General features: G+C 73.7%; 14 protein-coding genes and 1 pseudogene. 10 read left to right on the forward strand and 5 right to left on the reverse strand.

Translation table 11 applies throughout. The features are described from left to right. Nucleotides 1–285: 285 nt before the first annotated feature. The gene (locus tag OIE69_RS09285; RefSeq protein WP_326571468.1) at nucleotides 286–834 is read right to left on the reverse strand and encodes a hypothetical protein; all 549 of its coding nucleotides are present in this window, start codon (nucleotides 832–834) and stop codon (nucleotides 286–288) included. Nucleotides 835–981: 147 nt separating this feature from the next. On the opposite strand from OIE69_RS09285, the gene OIE69_RS09290 reads away from it, so the two are divergent. From OIE69_RS09290 to OIE69_RS09315, 6 genes are all read left to right on the forward strand, one after another. Beyond that, nucleotides 982–1,524: a (2Fe-2S)-binding protein gene (locus OIE69_RS09290; protein WP_326571469.1), complete on the forward strand. Its 543-nt coding sequence runs from the start codon at nucleotides 982–984 to the stop codon at nucleotides 1,522–1,524. Then, nucleotides 1,521–3,917: a xanthine dehydrogenase family protein molybdopterin-binding subunit gene (locus tag OIE69_RS09295; RefSeq protein WP_326571470.1), complete on the forward strand. Its 2,397-nt coding sequence runs from the start codon at nucleotides 1,521–1,523 to the stop codon at nucleotides 3,915–3,917. The genes OIE69_RS09290 and OIE69_RS09295 overlap by 4 nt, the downstream gene beginning before the upstream one ends. Continuing rightward, nucleotides 3,914–4,771: an FAD binding domain-containing protein gene (locus OIE69_RS09300; protein ID WP_326571471.1), complete on the forward strand. Its 858-nt coding sequence runs from the start codon at nucleotides 3,914–3,916 to the stop codon at nucleotides 4,769–4,771. Before OIE69_RS09295 ends, OIE69_RS09300 begins: the two co-directional genes overlap by 4 nt. 226 nt (nucleotides 4,772–4,997) lie before the next feature. Beyond that, a complete protein-coding gene (locus OIE69_RS09305) occupies nucleotides 4,998–5,864 on the forward strand; it encodes an AAA family ATPase (RefSeq protein WP_326581068.1) in 867 nt (288 codons plus the stop codon). Next, a complete protein-coding gene (locus tag OIE69_RS09310; RefSeq protein WP_326571472.1) occupies nucleotides 5,861–7,000 on the forward strand; it encodes a vWA domain-containing protein in 1,140 nt (379 codons plus the stop codon). The genes OIE69_RS09305 and OIE69_RS09310 overlap by 4 nt, the downstream gene beginning before the upstream one ends. Then, nucleotides 6,993–8,138: an XdhC family protein gene (locus tag OIE69_RS09315; protein WP_326571473.1), complete on the forward strand. Its 1,146-nt coding sequence runs from the start codon at nucleotides 6,993–6,995 to the stop codon at nucleotides 8,136–8,138. Before OIE69_RS09310 ends, OIE69_RS09315 begins: the two co-directional genes overlap by 8 nt. A gap of 41 nt (nucleotides 8,139–8,179) precedes the next feature. Here OIE69_RS09315 and OIE69_RS09320 read toward each other — a convergent pair whose 3' ends face one another. Further along, a complete protein-coding gene (locus OIE69_RS09320) occupies nucleotides 8,180–9,400 on the reverse strand; it encodes an RNA-guided endonuclease InsQ/TnpB family protein (protein ID WP_326571474.1) in 1,221 nt (406 codons plus the stop codon). Nucleotides 9,401–9,403: 3 nt separating this feature from the next. Next, a pseudogene (gene tnpA / locus OIE69_RS09325) lies at nucleotides 9,404–9,692 on the reverse strand (IS200/IS605 family transposase); the annotation flags it as partial. 183 nt (nucleotides 9,693–9,875) lie between these two features. Between tnpA and OIE69_RS09330 the strand changes: the two are divergent. After that, nucleotides 9,876–10,520: an SRPBCC family protein gene (locus OIE69_RS09330; protein WP_326571475.1), complete on the forward strand. Its 645-nt coding sequence runs from the start codon at nucleotides 9,876–9,878 to the stop codon at nucleotides 10,518–10,520. A gap of 48 nt (nucleotides 10,521–10,568) precedes the next feature. Here OIE69_RS09330 and lpdA read toward each other — a convergent pair whose 3' ends face one another. Both lpdA and OIE69_RS09340 read right to left on the reverse strand, forming a co-directional pair. Further along, complete coding sequence (gene lpdA / locus OIE69_RS09335; RefSeq protein WP_326571476.1) at nucleotides 10,569–11,969, reverse strand: dihydrolipoyl dehydrogenase; 1,401 nt, start codon at nucleotides 11,967–11,969, stop codon at nucleotides 10,569–10,571. 154 nt (nucleotides 11,970–12,123) lie between these two features. After that, the gene (locus OIE69_RS09340; protein ID WP_326571477.1) at nucleotides 12,124–12,828 is read right to left on the reverse strand and encodes a glycoside hydrolase family 75 protein; all 705 of its coding nucleotides are present in this window, start codon (nucleotides 12,826–12,828) and stop codon (nucleotides 12,124–12,126) included. Nucleotides 12,829–13,026: 198 nt separating this feature from the next. Between OIE69_RS09340 and OIE69_RS09345 the strand changes: the two genes are divergently transcribed. The 3 genes from OIE69_RS09345 to OIE69_RS09355 all read left to right on the forward strand — a co-directional run bounded on the left by OIE69_RS09345 (nucleotide 13,027) and on the right by OIE69_RS09355 (nucleotide 17,969). Next, nucleotides 13,027–14,067 carry a polysaccharide deacetylase family protein gene (locus tag OIE69_RS09345; protein WP_326571478.1) on the forward strand — a complete coding sequence of 347 codons (1,041 nt, stop codon included), beginning with the start codon at nucleotides 13,027–13,029 and terminating at the stop codon, nucleotides 14,065–14,067. A 204-nt stretch (nucleotides 14,068–14,271) separates the two neighbouring features. Next, complete coding sequence (locus OIE69_RS09350; protein WP_326571479.1) at nucleotides 14,272–16,764, forward strand: SpoIIE family protein phosphatase; 2,493 nt, start codon at nucleotides 14,272–14,274, stop codon at nucleotides 16,762–16,764. A gap of 578 nt (nucleotides 16,765–17,342) precedes the next feature. Beyond that, complete coding sequence (locus OIE69_RS09355) at nucleotides 17,343–17,969, forward strand: sodium:solute symporter family transporter (RefSeq protein ID WP_326571480.1); 627 nt, start codon at nucleotides 17,343–17,345, stop codon at nucleotides 17,967–17,969. The last annotated feature ends 272 nt before the right edge of the window (nucleotides 17,970–18,241 follow it).

An 18,241-nucleotide genomic window follows, 5' to 3' on the forward strand; every position in this document is an offset into this window, starting at 1 on the left:
GAACCCACGGGAGGGGGTGTGGCGGGGTGCGCCCATGGGGGTCCCCCCGGCCGAAGGCTGGGGGAGACGAGCGGCGGACCCGGCGCCGAATGATGTGGGCGTAAACCGCGAGCGTTGAGGACGTGCGCCGGCGCGCCACCGCCCCAGGCACACGGTGCGGGACCCGCACTGACCGCGCCGGGCAATCGGGCGGGAGGGCGGGTGGACGCCCGCCGCAGGCGCAAACACCCCGCACACGACAACGAACCGCACGCGGCGACACGGGCAGCCCGGCGCAGCCGCCGGTCAGTCGTCGTCGGTGGGCGCAGAGGTGTCGCGGTCGGGCCCCTGCGCGCGGACGCGCTGGACGTGCTCAAGGGAATCGCGCAGGTCGCCGAGCCAGGTGTCGGTGTTGCCCCGGACGAGGCGGACGCACCAGGCGAGGGCCTCGCTGCGGCTGCGGGCAACACCGCCCGCGACAAGGGTGTCGAGGACCTGCCGCTCGGGCTGGCGCAGCCGGGTCATGACGGGGACGGAGACGGTGGTGTACATGGCCCGGCGCCCGCCGCACTCCACACCCCAGGAGACCTTGCGCCCGAAGCGGTGTTCCGCCTCGCGGGCGACGGCGACGCGGTCCTCGCGGGTGCGCTCCCGGAACTCGGCGACGCGCCCGTCGAGCGCGGCCTCGCGTTCCACCGCCGACGCCTCGGCGCCGATCGCGGGTGCGGGGATGCGGCCGACGACGGTGATCTCCTCGCGGTCGACGGTCACGTCCACGAGAGCTTCGAACAGCCCTTCGGGGAGCCGCCCGGCGAGCCAGCCGCGCAGCGCTTCCTTCTGCTCGCTGGTAATCATGTAATCAACATTACGCCTCGGATTTCGGAGCGCAAGAGGCCTGCGAAACTCGCGTCCGAGGCGTCGCGTTGTCCCCGGGCGCGACTTACAGTTGCGCGTATCAGAGCAGAACGGGGGATTCGCCACGCGGCGCCTCTGGGAGGGCATATGACCCGCATCTCGGTGAAGGTGGACGGCACGGCCTACGAGGACGAGGTGGAGCCCCGCCTCCTGCTCGTCCATTACCTGCGGGACCGGCTCGGCCTGACCGGTACCCCCGTCGGGTGCGACACCACGAACTGCGGTGCCTGCACGGTCGACCTCGACGGGAAGAGCGTGAAGAGCTGCTCGGTGCTCGCCGTCCAGGCCGACGGCGGCGAGGTGACGACGATCCAGGGGCTGGCCTCCGCCGACGGCGAGTGGCACCCGCTGCAGAGGGCCTTCCACGAACAGCACGCGCTGCAGTGCGGCTTCTGCACCCCCGGCATGATCATGGCGGCCCGCGACCTGCTGCGGGAGAACCCCGACCCCACGCCCGAGGAGGTCCGCGAGGGACTGGAGGGCAACCTCTGCCGCTGTACGGGCTACATGAACATCGTGCGCGCGGTGCTGGCGGCCGCCGCCGAGGAACGCCGGCACCAGGCGCCCGAGCCCGGCGCCGTGGCCGAGCACGCCGAGCCGAGCACGGCGGGGAGCGGGGCGCCGGTATGACCGACCAGCTCACCGGACGCGAACCCGAGGTCGGCCGGGCCCGGGTCCGCAAGGAGGACGCCCGGCTGGTGACCGGCCGGACCAATTGGACCGACAACATCACCGTCCCGGGCCTGCTGCACATCGCGATCCTGCGCAGCCCCATGGCGCACGCCCGCATCGAGCGGATCGACGTCACGCCGGCCCTGGAGCGGCCGGGGGTCGTCGCCGCCTACAGCGGCCGCGACCTGGCCGAGGGGCTGGGGTCGCTGCCGTGCGCCTGGCCCGTCACCGAGGACATCGTGCTGCCCGAGCACCCGCCGGTCGCCGTCGACGAGGTCCGCCACACCGGCGACCCGGTCGCGGTCGTCGTCGCCCGGGACCGCTACGCGGCCGCCGACGCGCTGGAGGCGATCGACGTCGACTACGAGCCGCTGCCCCCGGTCCTCGACATGGAGGCGGCGCTCGCCGAGGGCTCCCCGCTGGTCCACGCCGACAAGGGCACCAACCGCTGCTACACCTGGCCGTTGGCCACCGGCGAGGACTACGCGACGGTGCGCGAGCGGGCCGATGTGGTGCTGCGCCGACGCTTCGTGCAGCAGCGGCTCATCCCCAACGCCATGGAACCGCGGGCCGTCGTGGCGATCCCGCCGGACACCTCGGACCAGTACACCCTGTACTCCGCGACGCAGATCCCGCACATCGTGCGGGTGATGATGGCCGTCGTCACCGGCATCCCCGAGCACCGGCTCCGGGTCGTCGCGCCGGACGTCGGCGGCGGCTTCGGCTCCAAGCTCCAGGTCTACGGCGAGGAGGCGATCGGCCTGGCCGTCGCCCGCAAGCTCGGCCGCCCCGTGAAGTGGACGGAGTCCCGGTCGGAGGGCTACCTGGCCACCCACCACGGCCGGGACCAGATCCAGGACCTCGAACTCGCCGCGACGCGCGACGGCAGGCTGCTCGGCCTGAAGGTGGACCTGCTCGCCGACATGGGCGCGTACCTGATGATCGTGACGCCGGGCGTCCCGCTGCTCGGGGCGTTCATGTTCCCCGGCATCTACAAGATGGACGCCTACGACTTCACCTGCACGGGCGTCTTCACCACCAAGACCCCCACCGACGCGTACCGTGGCGCGGGCCGCCCCGAGGCGACGTTCGCGATCGAGCGCATGATGGACGAACTCGCCGCCGAACTCGGCATGGACCCGGTGGAGGTGCGCCGCCGCAACTGGATCGGCCACGACGAGTTCCCGTACACCACCATCGGCGGCCTCACCTACGACAGCGGGAACTACGAGTCGGCGACGGACAAGGCGCTCGCCCTCTTCGGCTACGACGACCTGCGGTCCGAGCAGCGCAAGCGCGAGGAGCGCGGCGACCCGGTGCGGCTCGGCATCGGCGTGTCGACGTACACGGAGATGTGCGGGCTCGCGCCCAGCCGGATCCTGCGCGACCTGCGCTACGGCGCGGGCGGCTGGGAGGCGGCGTCCATCCGCATGCTGCCCACCGGCAAGGTGGAGGTGCTGACCGGCACCAGCCCGCACGGCCAGGGCCATGTGACGAGCTGGAGCCAGATCGCGGCGGACGTGCTGGGCGTGCCCTTCGAGGACGTCGAGGTGCTGCACGGCGACACGCGCACGGTGCCGCAGGGCATGGACACCTACGGCTCGCGCTCGCTGGTGGTCGGCGGCGTGGCCGTGCACCGCGCGGCGCGGAAGGTGGTGGACAAGGCCCGCAAGGTCGCCGCGCACCTGCTGGAGGCGAGCGAGGACGACCTGGACTTCGCCGACGGCGTCTTCTCGGTGAAGGGCTCGCCGGACGCGCGCAGGACCATCCAGGAGGTGGCGTTCGCGACGTTCACCTCGCACGACCTGCCCGACGGGCTGGAGCCGACGATCAACGCCGAGCACGTGGAGGACCCCGAGGCCTTCTCCTACCCGCACGGCACGCATCTGTGCGCGGTGGAGGTGGACACCGAGACCGGCCGGGTGCGGATCCGCTCCTATGTGTGCGTGGACGACGTGGGCAAGGTCGTCAACCCGATGATCGTGGAGGGCCAGGTGCACGGCGGGCTCGCCCAGGGCATCGCCCAGGCGCTGTTCGAGGAGGCGGTGTACGACGAGGAGGGCAACCTGGTCTCCGGCACCATGGCCGACTACCTGGTGCCCTGCGCCGCCGACCTGCCCGACTTCCTCACCGACCGCACCGAGACCCCGGCGACCACCAACCCGCTGGGCGTGAAGGGCGTCGGCGAGGCCGGGACGATCGCCTCGACCCCAGCGGTGGTCAACGCGGTGGTCGACGCCCTGCGGCCGCTGGGCGTCACGGACGTGCCGATGCCGTGCACGCCGGAGCGGATCTGGCGGGCCCTGCGGGACGCGCCGCGGTCCGCCCGTCCGGAGGAGGGCAGCTCATGATTCCCGCGTCGTTCGAGTACGTCAGGCCCCGCACCGTGGAGGAGGCGGTGGGGCAGCTCGCCCTCGCCGGGGACGACGCCAAGGTGCTGGCCGGCGGCCAGAGCCTGCTGCCGATCCTGCGGATGCGGCTCGCCTTCCCCGAACTCCTCGTGGACGTCGGCCGGATCCCCGGCCTGCGTGGGGTGCGGACCGACGGGGACACCCTCGTCATCGGCGCCCTGACCTCGCACCACGACGTCGTGCACGACCCGCTGGTGCGGCGGCACGCCGGGCTGCTGGCCGCCGCCACGGCCACGGTGGCCGATCCGGCGGTGCGTCACCGCGGCACGATCGGCGGCGCCCTCGCCCATGCCGACCCGGCCGGGGACGTGCCCGCGGCCGTCCTCGCGCTGGACGCCGAACTGGTCGTCCAGGGCCCGGACGGGCGGCGGAGCGTCCCGGCGCGGGAGTTCTTCACCGACTACCTGCAGACGGCGCTGCGGCCCGACGAACTGCTGGTGGAGGTGCGGGTGCCCAAGACGGACGCCTGGGGCTTCCACTACGAGAAGTTCCAGCTCAGCGCCCAGGCATGGGCCGTGGTGGGGGTGGCCGCGCTGGTGCGGCGGGACGACGGCCGCATCGTCGAGTCCCGTGTCGGTCTGTCCAACATGGGGCCCACCCCGGTGCGCGCCACCGCCTGCGAGGCGGCCCTCGCGGGCGCCGACGCCGCACCGCAGGCGGTGGCCTCGGCCGCCGACAGCGCGGCGGAGGGCACCCGGCCGGCATCCGACCTGTCGGCGTCCGCCGAGTACCGGGGGCACCTGGCGAGGGTGCTGACCCGCAGGGCCGTCCTCGCCGCGGCGGACCTGACATGAGGAGCGGACGCAGCGCATGACCTGGCCGGCGCACGGGAATCCGCCGGGGTGGACCACCCCGGCGGGCCCCTCCTGCGGGCCGCTTCCCGTGACGACGGCACGCGCCGGGGCGGTGGGACCCCACGGCCCCGGCGCCCCGCGTTCCGCCCCCCTCCCCACCCCCTCCGGGCTTCCCGCTGCCGCGCCCGCGGCCGGGGCGGCGCCGGGGATCGCCGGTCCCGAACAGATGCGGGCCCGGCTGGAGGAGACCGGCTACCTGGTCGACGACGGCCTCGCCGTCGCCTGCTACCTGGCGCTCACGCTGCACCGCCCGATCTTCTGCGAGGGCGACGCGGGCGTCGGCAAGACCGCGCTGGCGCACGCGCTCGCCGAGGCGCTCGGCGCGCCGCTGATCCGGCTGCAGTGCTACGAGGGCATCGACGCGTCGCAGGCGCTGTACGACTGGGACTTCCCGCGGCAGTTGCTGCACCTGCGGGCCGCCGAGGCGGCCGGCGTGAGCGATCCCGGGACGCTGGAGGGCGAGCTCTACAGCCGGCGGTTCCTGCTGGCCCGGCCGCTGCTGCGGGCCCTGGAGACCAGCCCCTCGGTGCTGCTGGTCGACGAGATCGACCGGGCGGACGACGAGTTCGAGGCCTTCCTGCTGGAACTGCTGTCGGAGTACTCCGTCACCGTCCCCGAACTGGGCACCCTGCGGGCGCAGTCGCCGCCCGTGGTGGTGCTGACGTCCAACCGGACCCGCGAGGTGCACGACGCCCTCAAGCGGCGCTGCCTCTACCACTGGTTCGAGCACCCCGGCTTCGAGCGGGAGCTGGCGATCGTACGGCGCCGGCAGCCGCACGTGGCGGCGCGGCTCGCGGCCCAGGTCACGGCCGTGGTGCAGCGCCTGCGGGAGCAGGACCTGGTGCGGCCGCCCGGGGTGGCGGAGACCATCGACTGGGCCGAGGCGCTGGCCGCGCTGGGCGCGACGGAACTCGACGCGGACCTGGCGATGACCACCCTCGGCTCGGTGCTGAAGTACCGCGAGGACGCGGAGCGGGCGCGCTCGCTCGACCTGTCGGAGATCCTCGCCGCGCGGACGGGCGGGTCGCGGTGAGCACGGTGCGCACGGTCACGGCGGACGGCACGGCGGGAGTGGTGGGCTTCGCCCGCGCCCTGCGGGCCGCCGGGGTGCCGGCGGGCCCCGACCGGGTGGCCGCGTTCCTGGCCGCGCTCGGCCGGCTCGACCCGGGGCGGCGCCGCGACGTCTACTGGGCGGGGCGGCTCACCCTCTGCGGCGGACCGGACGACCTGGAGCGCTACGACCGGGTCTTCGCGGCCTTCTTCGACGGCGAACGGCCGCCGCGCCGGGTGCGGCCGGCGGTCCGCCCGGTGCGCCCGCCCGCGGTGCCGCGGGCCGAGCCCGGGGAGCGGACCACCGAGGAAGGCGGTGAAGGACCCACCGCGACCGCGCTCGCCAGTGCGACGGAGGTGCTGCGGCACCGTGACGTCGCCGTACTGACCGCGGCCGAACGGGCCCAACTGAACCGGCTTCTCGCGGTCTTCGCTCTCGACGGTGAGCCGCGCCGCAGCTCCCGGCGCCGACCGGCACGCCGCGGTGGCGTGGATCCGCGCCGTACCGTACGGGAGTTGCTGCGCCGGGGCGGGGAGCCGGCCGTCCTGCTGCGGCGGGCCCCGGCCCGCAAGCCGCGCCGGGTGGTGCTGCTGCTGGACGTCAGCGGGTCGATGGCCCCGTACGCGGACGCGCTGCTGCGGTTCGCGCACGCCGCCGCGCACGGTTCACGCGGCCGCACGCCCATCGAGGTCTTCACCCTCGGCACCCGGCTGACCCGCGTCACCCGCGAGATGGCGCGCCGCGACCCCGACGCGGCGCTGGCCGCGGTCGGGGCGGCGGTGCCCGACTGGAGCGGCGGCACCCGGCTCGGGGAGACGCTGCGGGCGTTCCTCGACCGCTGGGGCGCGCGGGGGACGGCGCGCGGCGCGGTGGTCGTGCTGCTGTCGGACGGCTGGGAGCGCGGCGACCCCGCCCTGCTGGCCGCGCAGATGCGGCGGCTGGCACGGCTGGCGCACCGCGTGGTGTGGGCCAACCCGCGCAAGGCCAGACCGGGGTACGCCCCGCTGGCGGCGGGGATGGCGGCGGCGCTGCCGAGCGTCGACGCCTTCGTGGAGGGGCACAGTCTGGGCGCGCTGGAACGTCTGGCCGCCGTGGTGAGAGGAGCCGACGGTGCGTGAGATCCTCCCTGCGCTGGACGACTGGTACGCCTCGGGAACCCCCTTCGGGCTGGCCACGGTGGTGGCGGTGAGCCGCAGCGCGCCGCGCGGGCCGGGCGCGGCCATGGCGGTGGGGCCCGGTGACGAGGTCGTCGGCAGCGTCTCCGGGGGCTGCGTGGAGGGCGCGGTCTTCGAACTGGCCAAGGAGGTCGTCGCGTCGGGCGAGGCCCGGCTGCACACGTTCGGCTACAGCGACGCCGACGCCTTCGAGGTGGGGCTGACCTGCGGCGGTGAGATCACCCTGCTGGTCCGTCCGGTCTCCCCGGCCACGGACGCGGGCTTCGGCGAGGTGGCGGCCTCCGTCGCCGCGCACCGCCCGGTGGTCACCGCGACGGTGCTCGACGGTCCCGCGCCGCGCGGCGCCACGCTCACGGTGTGGCCGGACCGGGTCGCCGGCACCCTCGGCTCGACGGGCCTGGACGCGGCGGTCACCGACGACGCCCGCGGCGAACTGGCCCAGGGCGCGACCGGGCAGCGCCACTACGGCCCGCACGGCGAGCGGCGCGAGGACGACGTGACGGTCTTCCTGCAGTCCTTCGCCCCGCCGCCGCGGATGCTGGTGTTCGGCGCGATCGACTTCGCGGCGGCGGTGGCGCGCATCGGGCTGTTCCTGGGCTACCGGGTGACCGTCTGCGACGCGCGTCCGGTCTTCGCGACCCCGAAGCGCTTCCCCGAGGGTGTGGAGGTCGTCGTCGACTGGCCGCACCGCTACCTGGGCGGCACGGAGACCGACGACCGCACGGTGGTGTGCGTCCTCACCCACGACCCCAAGTTCGACGTGCCGCTGCTGGAGGTCGCGCTGCGCCGCCCCGCCGCGTACATCGGCGTCATGGGCAGCCGGCGGACGCACGACGACCGGCTCAAGAGGCTGCGCGACACGGAGATGGATCCGGCCGAACTGGCCCGGCTGCGCTCGCCGATCGGGCTGGACCTGGGCGCGCGCACCCCCGAGGAGGTCGCGGTGTCGATCGCCGCCGAGATCATCGCGCTGCGCTGGGGCGGCAGCGGCACCCCGCTCTCGGGCACGGCCGGCGCGATCCACCCTCCGGTGCTCAGGCCGGTGTCCGGCGGCGGCGCGGTGACGAGGAGGAGAGCGTGACTCCGCCCACGCGTGAACGCGCGGGCTTCCTGTGTCGGTGGCTAAGCCACGTCGCAGAGGGCCAGCCCGGCCCTGTCGAGGATGTTCGAGGCGCCGACGTGGTCCGCATGGGCGGTGAGGCCGCACGCCGTACACTGGAATTTCGCTTGAGTGACGCGGTTCTCCTTCGCGATGTGTCCGCAGCCGCCGAGGCTGGGCGGGCACCTGCGGGAGGTGTTGCGGGGATCCACCGGAATCACGAGGCGACCGGCACTCTCAGCCTTGTTCGCCAGGATTACGAGGAACTGCCCCCAACCCGCGTCGAGAATGCTCTTGTTCAGCCCGGACTTGGCGGCCGCTCCGTTCGCCAGGAACGCGCCATCGTTCTCGGGGTCCGGCTTGGGCGCCGGGCTCTTGGTCATGCCCGTCGTCTTCAGCAGCTCGTGCGCGATCACGTCGTTGTCGCTGATCAGCGCGCGGGCGGTCTTGTGGTGGAAATCGAGCCGCTTTCGCCGCACCTTTGCGTACACCTTGGCGACCCTGCGGGCGGCGGCCCGGTGTCTCTTGGTGCGCTGCCGGGAGTGCTTCGGGAACGTCGCCAGGTGCCGCTGCGCCTCCGCCAGTTCCTCGGCCACCACACCGAGGAAACGCGGGTTCGGCTCGTGCCCGCCGTCGGATGTGGTGAGGAAGTGCATGATGCCCATGTCAATTCCGACGACCGTGCCCGTGGGTGCGAGTTCCTCAGCGGGCACGTTGTCGCACACGAGGATGACGTACCAGCGGTTCCCCTCGCGCTTGACCGAGATCGTTTTGATACGGCCCCGCACAAACCGGTGCTGGTGCACCCGTACATGACCGACGCCCTGGAGACGGACGCGGACGTGCTGGTCGTGCGGGGTGGAATTCCAGCGGCAGCCGTCGCCGTCCTTCGGGAAGGTGACAATGTCGAAATGCCCGACACCCTTGAAGCGCGGGTACCCGGGCGTCTGTCCGGCCTTGACCCGACGGAAGAACGCTTGGAACGCCTTGTCCAGCCGGCGCAGGGTGGCCTGCTGGGAGGAGAACGACCAGCGACCCTGACGCTCCGGGTCGTACGCCCGGATCTCCTTGAGCTGAGCGGACTGGCCGCCGTAACGGATACTCGTCTTGGAGCCGTGCCGGTACGCGTCCCGACGTTCTTGGAGAGCGCCGTTGTACAGCGAGCAGTGGTCGGCCAGCATCTCCCGCAGCGCGACCTCCTGGCGTGCCGTGGGCCGCAGGAGGAATTTGTACGAGCAGATCATGAACTATCCCCCTCGCATAATGTCCGCCGAGACAGCACCGCCCGACGCCGCGAAGTGCGACAACAACCACAGCGTCGGCAGCTGCGACTTCAGGTGCGGGAACTCCGCACTTAGGACGCGGGAGGTGAAGCCCTTGAACTGGCTTGCGACGTATGACGCCGAAGACTTTGGGTCGTGCCTGACGAACAGGTGGACGTGGTCAGGCATGACTTCGAGTGACACGCTTTTCCCACCCCCGTTCCTTCTGCTGCGTCAGTTCGTCCAAGCGTGCCGCGACCAGCCCGTCGAGAACCCCACCGGAGGACCGTCCTGCTCACGGCCATGCACGGATTATCCACGTGGCACAAGTCTAATAGACCCAAGATGCCGTGCCCAAGGCGAACGGTGGAGATCCATGCACATGGCTGAGGTCAATGGGGCTTGAGACGCAATTCCCCTACCGGCTAGAGCCGGAGGTCGCTTTCTAGGAGGATTGATGGAACTGCACCACGAGTTCGGGGTCCCCGTCCCGGTGGCGGACGCCTGGCGGGCGCTGCTGGACATCGAGCGCGTCGCGCCGTGCATGCCGGGCGCGACGGTGGAGGAGTACGACGGCGAGACCGTCAGGGGCACGGTGAAGGTCAAGGTCGGCCCGGTGACGGTGACGTATCGCGGCACGGCGGTCTTCGAGGAGCGGGACGGTACCGCGCACCGCGTCGTGCTGGCCGCCCGCGGCAAGGAGGTCCGCGGCCAGGGCACGGCGCGCGCGACGGTGACCGGCACGCTGACGGAGAAGGACGGCGCGACGGTCGTCTCGGTGACGACCGACCTCGCCGTGACCGGCCGGCCCGCGCAGTTCGGCCGCGGCGTGATGGCGGAGGTCGGCGACCGCATCATCGGCCGGTTCGCCGACTGCCTCGCCGGACGGCTCGCCGCGCCGCAGGCTCCCGCCGGGGAGGAGGACGCCGTGAAGGACGCCGCCGAGGACGCGCCCCTCGTACCGGCGGGCCACGAGGACGAGCCGCTCGACCTGCTCAGGGTCGCCGGCGCCCCGCTCGCCAAACGCGCCGCGGCCGCGGGGCTGGTGGCCGCGGCGGCCGGTGCGGCGGTCGTCGTCCTCCTGCGGCGGCGGCGCCGCTGACGGGTGCGGGTGGGTGGTTCGGCTGTCCCGCCGAACCACCGGGCGGGCTCAGAAGTTGATCATGTGGCCGGCGAGGCCGTGCACCGCCTCCTGGACGGCCTCGCTGAGCGTCGGGTGGCCGTGGACGTTGCGGGCCAGTTCGGCCGCCGTGAGGTCCCACTTCTGGGCGAGTGTCAGCTCCGGCAGCAGTTCGGTGACCTCGGGGCCGATCAGGTGGCCGCCCAGGATCTCGCCGTACTTCGCGTCGCTGATGAGCTTGACGAAGCCGCTCGCGTCGCCGAGGCCGTGCGCCTTGCCGTTGGCGGTGAAGGGGAACTTGGCCACGCGCACGTCGAAGCCGCGCTCGCGGGCCTGCGCCTCCGTCCACCCGAAGCTGGCGATCTGCGGCTGGCAGAAGGTGACGCGCGGGATCATCACGTAGTCGAGCGACATGGTCTCGGCCTCGGCGATGGTCTCGGCGGCGACCACGCCCATGGCCTCGGCGGCGTGCGCGAGCATCAGTTTCGCGGTGACGTCGCCGATGGCGTAGATGTGCGGGACGCTGGTCCGGCAGAACTCGTCGATGTCGACGGCGCCGCGCTCGGTGAGCCGGACCCCGGTCTGCTCCAGGCCGTAGCCGGAGATCCGCGGCTGGAAGCCGATCGCCTGGAGCACCTTGTCCGCCTGGAGCGTCTGCCGCTGGCCGCCGGTGGTCACCATGACCTTCACCGAGTCGCCGGAGTCGTTGATCGCCTCCACCCGGGTCGAGGTGAGCACGTCGATGCCCAGCTTGCGGTACTGGCGGGAGAGTTCGGCCGAGACCTCCTCGTCCTCCAGCGGCACGATCCGGTCGAGGAACTCCACGAGGGTCACCTTCACCCCGTAGTTGTGCAGGACGTACGCGAACTCCACGCCGATCGCGCCGGCGCCCGCGATGAGCATGCTCCCCGGGAGCGTGTCCGTCATGATCTGCTCCTCGTACGTCACGACCCGCTCGCTGAGCGAGGTGCCGGGGAGCAGCCTGGTGGTGGCGCCGGTGGCGATGATGCAGTGGTCGAAGGTGACGGTCTCGCTGCCGCCGGTGCCCAGCGCGACGTGGAGGGTGTGGTCGCCGGTGAAGGTGCCGTGGCCCTCGAACTTCGTGATGTCGTTCTTCTTCATCAGGAAGTGGACACCCCTGACGCGGCCGTCGGCGACCTTGCGGCTGCGCGCGAAGGCCTCGCGGTAGTCGAAGCTGACCTCGCCGTTCACCCGGATGCCGAAGGTCTTGGCCTCCTTGGTGAAGATGTGGGCCAGTTCCGCGTTGCGCAGCAGGGCCTTGGAGGGGATGCACCCGACGTTGAGGCAGACCCCGCCCCAGTAGCGCTCCTCGACGATCGCCGTGCGCAGGCCCAGCTGGGCGGCCCTGATCGCGGCGACGTACCCGCCGGGACCCGCGCCCAGGACGACGACGTCAAAGTGTGTGCTCATGCGGCGACCCCCTGGGTGGACCACGGTGCGGAAGCTCGAGCGGGCCGGAGTGTCCCGTGGCCCACGATCACGTGCCGGGGGCGGCCGCGCAACACGGAGGGGGCGTGCGCCGCGTCGCATCGGCCGCCCGGCGTACGTCCGGGTCGACGGCGGGTCAGTTGTTCGCCAGGAACTGGCGGGCGAGGGCGTCACCGACGGAGACCGCGTTTGCGTGGCTCTCGATCGGCGAGACGGAGGAGTTCTTGAAGAGGATGTACGTCACGCCGGACTCCGCCCCGCCGGTCTCGGGGTCGGGGTCGATGCCGAGGGCCTGCGCGGTGGCGTAGGAGGCCTCGCCGATGATCGCGGTGGGTCCGGTGTCGCCGACGACGGCGTACTCGACCCGGCCGCCGTACACGACGGCGACGACGCCGCCGCCCTTGATGCCGGCGCCGCGGTAGTCCCAGGTGCCGCTGGGGCTGGGGACGACGACGTAGGGGAGCGTCTCGGAGTTGAGCGGGCGGCCGTCCGACTGGTGGAAGGCCGTGTCGTCCTGGAACCAGGGGTCGGTGTCCCAGTTGCAGTGGGCGGTGACCTGGCCGTCGCAGTCGATGTCCATGTCGGCCTTCCAGAACACGGCGCCGTTGGCACCGCAGACCGGGACGGTGGCGGTGGTCTCCTCGTCGGTGCGGTACCTGCCGTTGGAGATCTGGCTGCAGCCGCCCACCTTGGCGAGTAACTGGGCGGCGGTGACGGAGCCCTCCTGCGGGCTGCGGGGGGACGTTCCGGTGGTGCCGGCGGCGCCGGCGGCCGGGGTGAGGAGGGCGGTCAGCAGGGTGGCTGCGGCACCGGCGGTGGCGAGTGCGAGGCGCTTGCGCACGATGGCGTCCTTCCGTTAGGAAACTTTCCTAATCCCTAGCGTGACAGGCTGTCGGGAACATGCCAAGAGGACGAAAGTCCCGTCGGCGAAGGACCCGAAGATGACCGAAAGACCGAGGGCACGGCGCCGCGCGCCCCCTACGGTGGGGGGCTGATCCGCACGCCCGGCGTGCGGCAGCCGGCCCCAGGAGGTACCACCGTGGCACTGACGACCCGAGCGACCCGAGCCCTCGGAGCGGTCGCGGCGGTGACGCTCGCCGGGGCCACGCTCGCCGCCTGTGGCACCGAGCACATGATGCGCAGCGCCGGTGCCGCCGCCTCGGCGCCCTCCGCCCGTGCGACCGCGCCCGCCACGCCGTCCACGCCGTCCGCGCCGTCCGCGCCGTCCGCGCCGTCCGCGCCGTCCGCGCCGTCCGCGCCCTCGTCGGCTCCCGCCGCGACGCCCTCCACGGGACACGGCACCCCGTCCCGCACCCCGGCGGCGGGCACCGGGCACCACGGCAGCGCGCACCACGGCCCCACCGCCCCGGGAACCGGCCGGCCGCAGGCTCCCGGGCACAGCACGGACGCGCCCCGCGGCACCGCGGCCCACGGCACCGCCGTCCAGGCGCCCGACCGCGGCACGGCCGTGACCGCGCGCTCGATCCAGCACGGCGTGGAGGCGCCGGGCAGGTCGGTGGCGCTCACCTTCGACGACGGCCCGGACCCGGAGTGGACCCCCAAGGTCCTCGCGGTGCTCGCCCGGCACCACGCCAAAGCCACCTTCTGCGAGATAGGCCCCAACGCCCGGGCCCACCCCGACCTGGTCCGGCGGATCGCCGCCGCGGGCCACCGGCTGTGCGACCACTCCGTCCACCACGACGAGGCGCAGAGCGGCAAGTCGGAGGAGTACAACCGCCACGAGATACTCGACGCCCGGAACGAGATATCCCGCGCCGCCGGCTCCGGCGACGCGCCGCTGTGGTACTACCGCGCCCCGGGCGGCGACTTCTCCCCCGCGATCCGCGCCATCGCCGCCGACCACGGGCTGCGCCCGCTCGGCTGGACGGTCGACTCCGACGACTGGCGCCGCCCCGGCGCGGACGCCATCCTCGCGACCGTGAACCGCGAGCTGAAGCCCGGCGCCATCGTGCTGATGCACGACGGCGGCGGCGACCGGAGCCAGACCGTGCAGGCGCTGGAGACCCTGCTCGACCGGCTCGACGCGGCCGGTTACACGTACACCTTCCCCCAGCGCTAGGCCGTGTCGCGGCGCCCGCGCGCCCGTCGCACCGTGAGCACCTGGCGACCGGCACCGCCGTCGACGCCGGGACCGTGGTCGACCTGCCGAAGGGCTGGTCGGGGCCGTGGGGACGAAGGCCCCCGGCCGGCGTTCTTGTCACGATCCGTGACGTTTCCCTGCACACGGGCTGCGCCGGGGCTCCGGAGGCGGTGTAATGACGACGTGGTCAGCGACGGCGCGAAAGGACGCAGAGTTCGGGCGCTGTCCGCCGAGCTCGCGCTGAAAACGCTCCGATCCGACCTTGGCCAGTCCACCCGCCTGCGGTCCGTCATCGAACAGGCTCTGGTCTTCACCGGTGCGACCCACGTCGCGGTGTACGCGCCCTCGGAGACCGGCGGGCAGTTGTGCCTGGTCGCCTCGGCCGGGGTGCCGCGCGTCCTGCACGGGCTGCGCCAGAGCTACGCGACGGACGGCGGTTCCCCCATGGCCGTCGCCGTGCGCCAGGACCGCGTGGTGACCGCGGGGCCCGCGGAGGTCGCCCGGCTGGTGGGGAACGGGGCGGCGGAGACGCCGGAGGCCTCGCTCACCGCCCTGCCGCTGCGGGCGGACCACGTGTGCGTCGGCTGTCTCGTGGCGGTCACCGACCAGCCCGGCGGCTTCGACGCCGACGACCGGCAGAGCCTCGAACTGTTCGCCACCGCGATCGGCCATCCCGGCCCCACGCCCGGCGACGCGTGCGCCGACACCGATCCGGTGGCCGGGGCGGAGTCCCGGGCCACCGGGTTCACCCTCGACATGGACACCGGCTGGATCAACGTCGGCGACGACGTGCTCACCCTGTTCGGCCTGGAACCCGCCGCCTTCGACGGCCGGGTGGAGACCCTGCTCGCGCTGACCGTCCCCGAGGACCTGCCCGCGCTGATGTCGGTGGTGGAGGCCGGGCACATGGCCACCGGCGACCGCGAGCTGGAGTTCCGCATCCGCCGGCCCTCCGGGGAACTGCGCTGGCTGCGGCTGCGCGGGCGGGTGCTGTTCGCCCCGGACGGCCGTCCCGTACGGCTGCTGGGCACGGTGGGCGACGCCTCGCGGATGCGGGCCGGGGTCAACGACGTGGGCCGGGTGCAGCAGCTCGCCGCCGACCTGGCCAACGCCTCGACCGTGCGCGACGTCAGCACGGTGGTGGTGGCCTCGCTGCGCCGCCCGCTGAACGCCGATCGGATCGCGCTCGCCGAACTGGAGAACGACCGGCTGGTGGTCACCGTCCTCGACCCGGCGGACCCCTCGGCGTGGCCGGAGGTGTGGCGCACCGAATGGCGTTCGGAATGGCCTGACGCGCCGACCCGGTCCATGCCCACGCTGGCGACCGCGCTCCGCGAGGGCCGGGTCGGCTTCTGGCCGGCCGGGGCACCGCTGGAGTCCACGCTGGCCGGGGTCGGCCCCGGCGGCCTCGCGGTGCTGCCGCTGCCCGCGGCCGGCCGGGTCGTCGGATGCTGCATCATCGGCTGGGACGAGCCCCACGAGTTCGGCGCGGACGAACGGGCCGTGCTGACCGCCGCGGCCGGCCTGGTCGGCCAGGCGCTGGTGCGCGTACGGGCCTTCGACGCCGAGCACGAACTGGTGGGCACCCTCCAGCGCACCCTGCTGCCGCGCCGGCTCCCGGTGCTGCCGGGCGGCGTCGCGGTCGCCCGGTACCTGCCGACGACCGGCGGGCTCGAGGTGGGCGGCGACTGGTACGACGTCATACCCCTGCACGACCACCACGTCGCCCTGGTCATCGGCGACGTCCAGGGCCACAACGCCGGGGCGGCCACGCTCATGGGCCAGATGCGCACCGCGATCCGCGCGTACGCCGTGGAGGGCCACTCCCCCGACGTCGTCGTCTCGCACGCCAACCGCCTGCTCGTGGGCATGGAGACCGACCTCTTCGCGACCTGCTGCTACGTCAGCATCGACATGGAGGAGGGCAGCGCCTGGTGCGTGCGCGCCGGTCACCTGCCCCCGGTGCTGCGGCTGCCCGACGGCGGCACGCGGACCGTGGAGGGAGACGGCGGGCCCCCGCTGGGCGTCGTCGACGACGCGGACTTCCCGCTGATCCCGCTGCGGCTGCAGATCGGCACCGTCCTCGCGCTCACCACGGACGGCCTCGTGGAGTCCGCCGAACTCCCCCTGGACGAGGGCATGCAGCGGATGTCGCGCGAGCTGTCCGAGGCCGACCCCTCCCACCTGGGCCGCATGGCCGACGCCCTGCTCAGCGCCGCCACCCGCAGCGACGACGTGGCGCTGCTGCTCATGCGCTACGACGGCATGGCCGTCAAGCCTGTGCGCGAGAGCTGGACTGTGTGGCGGCTCCCCGACGCCGCCTCGCACGCCCGCCGCTTCACCGCCCGCACCCTGCGCGCGTGGGGGCTCGGCGAGGCGGCCGACACGGTGCTGCTGGTCGTCTCGGAGCTGGTCACCAACGCCCTGGTGCACACCGAGGGCCAGGTACGGCTGGACCTCACCCTCACCGGCGACCGGCTGCGGATCGCCGTCGGCGACGCCTCGCCGCGGACGCCGGTCAAACCGGCGATCATCAACTGGCACGACACCGGCGGCCGCGGCATCCTCCTCGTCGAGGCCATGTCCGCCGCCTGGGGCACGATGCCGCTCAGCGGCGGCAAGCAGGTGTGGTGCGAGGTCCCCGTGCACCCCCCGCACACCGACCCCGCCGGCTGAGGCCGTCGCCGGCCCGGACGCCACCGGGGCTTCGGCGCGCGAGCGGCGGTTCGGCCCGGCCCCGGGTGGGACGGCGTTCAGCACCTGTGCGAGCGGCCGCCGTTGCATGCCGTAGGGCCCGGCACCGGGCCCGGCGTGCGCTTGGCCGGACCGCCCCGGGTCCCGGCAAGCCGGTTGCCCGGGCGCGCGGAGGCGGCCCCGAGCAGAGGTGACCGTGCGACCCCGATCCGGCTGCGGCATCCGGCAGTCGGCCATCGCCCACCCGCGTACAAGGCCGGCCACGCCGCGAGGTGTTCCCGGGCCGTTCCGCCCGGCCCCGGGCCCGTCACGCGCCCCCACGAAACCACCTCGGACAAGGGGCAATCGCCGGCCGGCCGGGTGCCGGACCGGGGCCGGGGAGGGCCCCCGCGGGGCGGTGCCTCAACCGTGACCTGCAGCACCTCTTCCCGACATGCCGACCAGTCGGTATCGTGCGGCCACCCCGGGGCACCGACGCCCGGGGCGTACCGGCCGAACCTTGCCCGTCCCTCCACCGCGCCCGAACACCCTGGCCCCGCAAGCCGCTTGGAGACCGCGCGATGACGTACTACGGCGACACCTGGCACCACTGGCAACCACCGCCACCGGCGGCGGCGCCGTCGACCGGCGAGACGCTGCTGTCGTCGGTGTCGGGGCTGACCCTCGCCGCCGCGTCGTCACTGGCGCACGACCTGTTCGGGCACGCGATGCGCGACGGGCTGGCCGCGGCGCGCACCGAGCCGGCGGTGGCCCGGTGGGCGGCCGTGGGCGTCGGTGCGACGGCGGTGGCCCTGGCCGCGCTGGTCCAGGACCAGAACGTCGCCGTCATCACGACGACCGCGCCGGCGATCGGGGCATCGGCGGTGGCGCCGGCCCTCACCTACTCGTTGTTCTGGCGGGGCCTCGGCCGCACCGGCCTGCTCGCCGCGCTGTACGGCGGCACGGGGTGCGTCCTGCTGCTGACGGTGTTCTCGACGCCGGTGCCCGGCGGCCCCACGGCGCTCTTCCCGGACCGCGACTTCCACTGGTTCCCGCCGCAGACCGCCGGGTTGCTGTCCGTCCCCTTCGGTTTCCTCGCCGGCCGGCTCGGCAGCCGCTACGACCGGCGGCGCCGGGACGGGACGGCCGCCGAGAGCGGGCGGCGCTACGAGGCGGGCGAGGCACGCCTGCTCGCGGGCGCCGGCTAGCCGAACTCCTCGCCACCGGGGGCTTGTCAGCGCTTCGGGCAGGGGTCACCCTCAGTCGGAACCGAATCCGATTCTGATTCGGTCGGGCTGGGAGGAGTCCTCCCGAACGGCAGGCCACCGCGCGCGAGAGGCCCGGCGCACCGTCCCGCACGACCCCGCGCCGAGCCGGCGGGCGACCGGGCGACCGGACCGTCCGCGCAATCCGACCCCCGATCCCCGACCCCTCGCCCCTCTCGTCCCGTACCGCCCCCGCCGAACTCCCAAGGAAGGGT

The sequence above is a fragment of the Actinacidiphila glaucinigra genome (genome assembly GCF_035918135.1).
GTDB classification, from domain to species: domain Bacteria; phylum Actinomycetota; class Actinomycetes; order Streptomycetales; family Streptomycetaceae; genus Actinacidiphila; species Actinacidiphila glaucinigra.